Consider the following 6,654-nt stretch of genomic DNA (forward strand, 5'->3'; position numbering starts at 1 on the left):
GCGTTGGATGGACGTGGAGATGGCGTTAGCTTCCGAAAATGAGATGCATGATAATGCGATCATTGATGGCTTTTCGATCGTCGACAAAAAAGTAGGCGCCTACGAGGAGCTGAATTGGGGACCTGGAAGTATGGGGATGCTTTCCCAGAAAAAAATTAGCATGTTGTCCGGCAACGATATGACGGCTGATCAGATTAAGCAAAAAGCGGCTCAATTCATTGGGCAATCCGATACAGCCAATATGCAAGTCGTTGAAAACGGTGGAAATTCCCCCGAGAATCAGAGCTACAGTGTAGTGATCCCGAGCGGGACTAACGGCGCGGATAATGTGCAAATGGATTATACGAAAAAAGGCGGTCAATTGATTTATTTTATGAAGCCGCGCGACGTCAAAGAAGCGAAGTTTGACCTCCGGCAAGCCCGCGATATTGCCAATGAATTCTTGGATCAGCATGAATATAAAGATATGAGTGCTGTAAGCTACGATCAATATCAAAACATCGCGAATATCATTTTCGCTAAACGGGAGAAAGATGTTACGATTTATCCGCAGCAAATCAGCGTTAAGGTAGCGCTAGACACGCTCGAAGTGATAGGGCTTCAAGCTTCGGATTATATTTATGGCCAGATCCAGCGTAATAATGGACAGCCCAAAATTACAGAGGCCGAAGCTCGGAAACAACTTAGTCCGAATATGAAAGTGACGGCGGAATCTCTTGCTATCATCAAAAATGATCTGGATGAAGAGGTTCTCTGTCATGAATTTATCGGGAAGATGAACAATAATCTTTATCGTGTGTATATCAACGCGGATTTGGGAATGGAAGAAAAAATCGAGACGATTCGTCCCGATCAAGCACAAGCTGCTGCAGAAAAAACAACATAAAGTCGAAAAAGAGAAGCGGGTCAAGCCTAGCTTCTTTTTTTTGCTATTCAAATAAGAGAGGCGTGGTATAATTGTGTCATAATATGTTTCGGAGGTGCAGGGATTGCTGCCCAATGTCAACCAAATTTTACATATACAAGTAAACAGCATTGATGATGAAGAATCGAGGATTGAATACAAATCCAGAATAGCCGATGTAACGGATAGCTCAATCGTCATAGAAATTCCAATGAATGAGCAAACGGGTCGACTCAAGAAGCTATATTATGGCGATGAGTTAAACACCTTTTATATTGGACAAGGCGGCGTGAAACATTACTTCACAACATCGGTTATCGGTTTTCGTGAAGATGTGATTCGGCTAGTTGAACTTCATAAGCCCGAACCTGAAGCCATTACGCAAGTCCAGCGCCGAAGCTTTCTAAGAGTGCCGGCTGAACTGGAAATTGCGGTCAAACTATCCGACCAAGTTCAATTTATTGGTGTGACCGACGATGTTGGCGGTGGTGGCGTTTCGGTGGTATATGATGGCCAAATTTCACTAGGTATCAACATGTTTATCTCCTGTTGGCTGCTTGTTCCTTACAAGAATGGCAACATTGAGCATATTCCTTTTAGCGGCGAAGTTGTGCGTGTCAAACAGCTGGATACCGGCAAGCAGCTTGCCATGGTCAGATTTGTTGAGATTTTGGATAGGGAGCGCCAGAAACTGATTCGTTTTTGTTTTGAGCGCCAGATGGATTTCCGGAAAAGATAATATAGGGATCTTTAGACGTAGTCAAAAGTCTCTCTGCTTGTAAGCATGAGAAGCAGCTCGCATGGGTATACTACCAGACAATATGCCTATTCGAGCAGGTGAAATGCTTATGTCGAGCGATCGGGAAACGAAGTCCTATGAGCAGTTGTTTATACTCTTCTCTGCGAAAGTAGAAAAGGTGATTATTCGGACAACACTCGTCTGTTTTATCGTGCTAATTTGCGTGCAGTTATTACTCCAAATCCCTTATATTCGCAAGCATTTTACGAGGGTTGAACCATTGGAAGGAAAGCCTTATATGCTGCCCCAAAATGAGAAGGGAGAGCGCTCTTAAGCACGCTGCGGTGCAATCTATTATGCGTCCAAGTTTTGCATATACCTAGGTAGTGTGATATAATTTGAATCGATTAGCAGGCAGTGCCTGCTTTTTTGTTCGTAAGGTATTGTGGAGTATCGTTGGGAGGAACAGCAGCTTGGATAAGTTCAATATTGCCATTGATGGACCTGCTGGAGCCGGTAAAAGTACCATTGCTCGGCTAGTTGCCGGGGCACTTGGATTCGTTTACGTGGATACAGGAGCCATGTATCGGGCAGTAACATGGAAAGTACAGCAAGAAGGGCTGCTACCTGATCAAGAGACAGATGTGGCTGCTTTGGCCAATCGTATGAAGATTGAGCTCATTCCTGGAGAGGAAGGTCAACAAGTTTTTGTGGATGGTGTCGATGTGACGAAAGCAATCCGTACGATTGCCATTACAGATCATGTTTCCCAAATTGCCAGTTATGGTGCGATACGCGAGCTGCTGGTCACCCTGCAGAAACAAATGGCGATTTCTAAAGGTGTTGTCATGGATGGCCGAGATATCGGCACTCATGTCATGCCGGATGCAGAAATCAAGGTATTTCTTACAGCCAGCGTAAAAGAACGCGCAGAGCGACGCTTCAAAGAGATGCAAAGCAGCGGTACTTGTACACTGACGCTCTCCGAACTTGAACAGGATATCGCTCGTAGGGACCAATTGGACCAAGATCGAGAGATTTCTCCGCTTAGACGTGCTCATGACGCTGTGTTGATGGACAGTACCTCAATGACAATTGAAGAAGTTGTGGACGAGATACTTGGGCTTTGTAAAGACAAAGTCGGAGGAGGCAAATAAGATGCTATATCGCATCGGCAGGGCCTTGTTTCGCTGCTTTTTCACTTTGTTTTTCCGGTTGCGTGCGATCGGTACGGAAAATGTCCCTAAACATGGTGCAGTTGTGCTTTGCGGCAATCATACAAGTTTATTGGATCCTCCATTATTAGGAACACCGCTCAAACGTATGGTACATTTTATGGCGAAAGCCGAATTATTCGATATTCCTGTTATGGGCCCGATCATTTCGAGAGTAGGCGCTTTTCCAGTTAAACGCGGTGGCGTTAGCAGGGAATCGATCCGCCTAGCGGTGCAATTGCTCCGTGATGGCAATATGTTAGGCGTTTTCCCGGAGGGTTCGCGTAATAACGCTGGGGGAATGGGCAAGAAGGGCGCTGCTTCTCTTGCTTTGAAATCTGGCGCTGCTGTTGTTCCTGTGGCAATTGTGGGTACTTATTCTTTATTCCGCCGCATGACCATTGTGTACGGCAAACCGCTAGACCTAAGTGCTTATGCAGGAGCTAGCTCAGAAGATTTGGAGCTCGCAACTGAAGCCATTATGAAAGAAATTCGCCGCTTACACAGTACATATAGCAAGGCATAGGCCACATGTATGGAAATGAAAGCTTGGAATTATACTATCTTCAAAAGCGAATGATTATGATTGTTTTGTTTGAAACAGAGTAGAAGCTTACATACTGCTTTGTGACTTATAAATTATTTTTTGTTGGTTGTAATTAGAGGAGGCTAATCTCATGTCAGATGAAGTAAAAGTTCAAGATCAAACGCAAGAAGCTCAAGAAACAGCCGTATCGCAAGCAGAAGCGGAGCATGCCATGAATAATGTTGCTGTGCTGAAGAAAGGCGCTACCGTGAAAGGCAAAATCGTTAAGGTAGACGCAGATCAAGCCTTCGTGGATATCGGTTACAAATACGATGGTGTTATTCCGGTTCGCGAACTATCTTCCGTTAGCTTGGAAGATGCTGGTCAAGCGGTACAGCTTGGACAAGAAGTAGAATTGAAAGTTGTTTCTATCAACGATGCGAAAGAAACTTTGGTTCTTTCCAAACGTGTTGTTGACAGCGAAAAAGCTTGGGAAACATTGCAAGGCCAATTGGAAAGCAAAGAAATTATCGAAGCTTCTGTAGCTGAAGTTGTAAAAGGCGGTTTGGTTGTGGACATCGGCGTACGTGGTTTCGTACCTGCTTCCATGGTTGAGCGTCAATTCGTTGAAGATTTCTCCTCCTACAAAGGTCGCACATTGCGTCTTCGTGTGAAAGAAATTGACCGCGAGAAAAACAAAGTCATCCTTTCTCAAAAAGATGTATTGGATGAAGAATTCGAAGTTAACAAAAAGAAAATCATCGAAGGATTGCAAGTAGGACAAGTCCTAGACGGTACTGTTCAACGCTTGACTCAATTCGGTGCATTTATCGATATCGGTGGCATCGACGGTTTGGTACACATTTCCGAGCTAGCTTGGCACCATGTAGATCAAGCTTCTGATGTTGTAAAAGAAGGCGACAAAGTGAAAGTACAAATCCTTAAACTTGATCCATCGAACGATAAAATCAGCCTTAGCATCAAAGCTACACAAGCAGGCCCATGGTCCAATGTGGAGAATGATTTCAAAGCTGGCGATATCGTAACGGGTACTGTGAAACGCCTTGCTGCTTTTGGCGCATTCGTTGAAGTAGCTCCTGGTGTTGAAGGTCTTGTGCATATTTCTCAAATCGCTCACCGTCACATCGGAACGCCTCACGAAGTATTGAAAGAAGGCCAAGAAGTTCAAGTGAAAATCTTGGAAATCAACGCTTCTGAGAAACGCGTTAGCCTAAGCATCAAAGAAACAGAGGAAGCTCCTGAAGCTCCTGCTGGCGCAGCTGCTCCATCTGCTGCTAAACCAGAAAGAGAAAGACAACCTAGAGGCGACCGTGACCGCGGTAACAGCGCTAGTCATCAAAAAGAAATCGCTGGTAACGAGAACGTATCTTTAAGCAATCAAGGTCTGTCTATGACACTTGGCGAGCGTTTCGGCGACAAACTTTCCAAATTTAAAAAATAAGGGATACTTGAATTTTAGGAGGACCAAAGGAATGCGCATCTCACGCAAAATGGAGCATGTCCATTACGCGCTGGAGCTTGGTCAATCCAGACAGCAAGGGCTGTCGGATATCAAGCTTGTGCATAACTGTCTTCCTGAGACTTCAACGGATCACATTGCATTAACGACTGAAATCGGCGATCTCATTATGAGTTCGCCGATTTTAATTAATGCGATGACCGGAGGCGCCCAGGAGACAGAGAGCATCAACCGCGAACTAGCCATTCTGGCAAGGGAGAAGGGCATGGCCATGGCCGTCGGCTCCCAGATGTCAGCGCTAAAGAACAGCGAGGTAGCATCCAGCTACCAAGTCGTGCGACGCGAAAACCCGAAGGGTGTCGTGTTTGCGAATTTGGGCAGCGAGGCGACCGTTGACCAAGCAGTTAGAGCCATTGAAATGATTGAGGCCAATGCGCTGCAAATTCATTTGAACGTCATGCAAGAGCTGATTATGCCTGAAGGGGATCGCAGCTTTGTAGGCATGCTGAAGCGAATCGAGGCAATCGTTCGGCACGTGCAGGTGCCTGTCATTGTCAAGGAAGTCGGTTTCGGCATCCTGAAGGATAACGCGAAGCAATTACAAGAGATTGGTGTTAGCATCTTGGATGTAGGTGGTTCTGGCGGCACGAATTTCGCTGCCATTGAGAATGCCAGACGTCCAGCAGCTATAGAGTGGCTGAACGACTGGGGTACCCCGACAAGCATCTCGCTATTGGAGGCGCTGTCTATTTATCCAAGAGGCGCTGTGATTGCCTCAGGGGGTATTACGAACGCTTTGGAAGCAGCCAAAGCGCTTGCTCTTGGCGCCTCAGCCGTCGGCATGGCGGGAGCATTCCTGAAGGTGCTGCGCGAGCAAGGCACCCAAAGCTTGCATCGTTTTGCAGATGAGCTTCATCAAGGACTTATACTAATTATGACGGCGCTAGGCGCCCCTACAATTAAGGAATTGGGGCAATGCCCCGTGGTCATTATGGGAGAAACGGCAGAATGGTGCCGCACCCGTGGGATTGATTTAACCTCATACGCAGATAAAACCAATCGGAGTAAATAATCGAAAGATTGCCATACTAAGGATCAAGATGTGCTTCCCTCTACATTAGAAGAGTGGAAGCCGTAGATCCGCAGGCAAGCGGTGATAGTTATCATCGTTTCGCCTATGCCTTGTAGGGTGGTCAGATTATGAACTCCGGTTATTTGTCTCTCATTCTTCTTTGCATCACGTTGATCTTGTTTGCCAGCGGGTGGAAGGAGCTGTACATCAGAAGTATATCGCATAAGGGCATGCTTCTTTTTTTTGCCCTATGGATTGCTGGTTCATGCATTTCAGTAACGATCAAGCAAGTACATATTCAACTTGTCTATCTCTTGGTTTTTGCCATTAGCATTGCTATTCTTTTCGTGATTCAAGGCTTCATACATAAGCTTCATTTGCTTTCTATCGGGCTTCTGCTGGGTTCGCTTCATTTCTTGCTGCATCAGCTGCTGGAAATGGATCCGATCCTCATTGTGCGAAATTCAGACTGGGATATTGCCTTATTGCTCGCTTTGATAGCGGTTGTTCTACAGCGCAACCCGCTGGAGCAAATTGCCGCTCTCTCGATGGGCTACTTGCTTGGTGATATGTATCAGGCGGGCATTCATCCCGTAGGGGGCTACCATCATGTCGGTCATTCGACATTTCAAGATCAATGGTGGCTTTCTGTCTTTACTGCGCGAACGATGACGATTATTCTGCAAGCAGCCTACACAGGCTGTCGAAGTATAATAAGA

The 6,654-nt window shown here is 45.8% G+C and carries 8 protein-coding genes; all 8 read left to right on the plus strand.

The window, feature by feature from the left end; all coding sequences use genetic code 11:
- Positions 1-886: PepSY1/2 domain-containing protein (locus AC1DUA_RS17735; protein ID WP_477501030.1), on the plus strand; the 886-nt coding region annotated here is incomplete at its 5' end.
- 103 nt (positions 887-989) lie between these two features.
- Positions 990-1,643, plus strand: a complete 654-nt coding sequence (locus AC1DUA_RS17740; protein WP_477501031.1) for a flagellar brake protein — start codon at positions 990-992, stop codon at positions 1,641-1,643.
- Positions 1,644-1,704: 61 nt separating this feature from the next.
- Positions 1,705-1,977 (plus strand): hypothetical protein, encoded by a 273-nt coding sequence (locus AC1DUA_RS17745; RefSeq protein ID WP_477501032.1) that lies wholly within the window; start codon positions 1,705-1,707, stop codon positions 1,975-1,977.
- Positions 1,978-2,116: 139 nt separating this feature from the next.
- Positions 2,117-2,800: a (d)CMP kinase gene (cmk, locus tag AC1DUA_RS17750; protein WP_477501033.1), complete on the plus strand. Its 684-nt coding sequence runs from the start codon at positions 2,117-2,119 to the stop codon at positions 2,798-2,800.
- A 1-nt stretch (position 2,801) separates the two neighbouring features.
- A complete protein-coding gene (locus AC1DUA_RS17755) occupies positions 2,802-3,383 on the plus strand; it encodes a lysophospholipid acyltransferase family protein (protein WP_477501034.1) in 582 nt (193 codons plus the stop codon).
- Between the two features lie 151 nt (positions 3,384-3,534).
- The gene (gene rpsA, locus AC1DUA_RS17760; RefSeq protein ID WP_477501035.1) at positions 3,535-4,845 is read left to right on the plus strand and encodes a 30S ribosomal protein S1; all 1,311 of its coding nucleotides are present in this window, start codon (positions 3,535-3,537) and stop codon (positions 4,843-4,845) included.
- A gap of 31 nt (positions 4,846-4,876) precedes the next feature.
- Entirely contained in the window at positions 4,877-5,935 is a 1,059-nt protein-coding gene (fni, locus tag AC1DUA_RS17765; RefSeq protein WP_477501036.1) for a type 2 isopentenyl-diphosphate Delta-isomerase, read from the plus strand.
- Positions 5,936-6,063: 128 nt separating this feature from the next.
- A partial coding sequence (locus AC1DUA_RS17770; RefSeq protein WP_477501037.1) for a YphA family membrane protein occupies positions 6,064-6,654 on the plus strand: 591 nt, incomplete at its 3' end.

The sequence above is a fragment of the Paenibacillus sp. 01T422 genome (genome assembly GCF_056398785.1).

Coding starts and splice junctions, on each gene's coding strand:
- AC1DUA_RS17745 (WP_477501032.1), top strand. CDS start 1,705: ATGGGTATACTACCAGACAATATGCCTATTCGAGCAGGTGAAATGCTT.
- AC1DUA_RS17755 (WP_477501034.1), top strand. CDS start 2,802: ATGCTATATCGCATCGGCAGGGCCTTGTTTCGCTGCTTTTTCACTTTG.
- rpsA (WP_477501035.1), top strand. CDS start 3,535: ATGTCAGATGAAGTAAAAGTTCAAGATCAAACGCAAGAAGCTCAAGAA.
- fni (WP_477501036.1), top strand. CDS start 4,877: ATGCGCATCTCACGCAAAATGGAGCATGTCCATTACGCGCTGGAGCTT.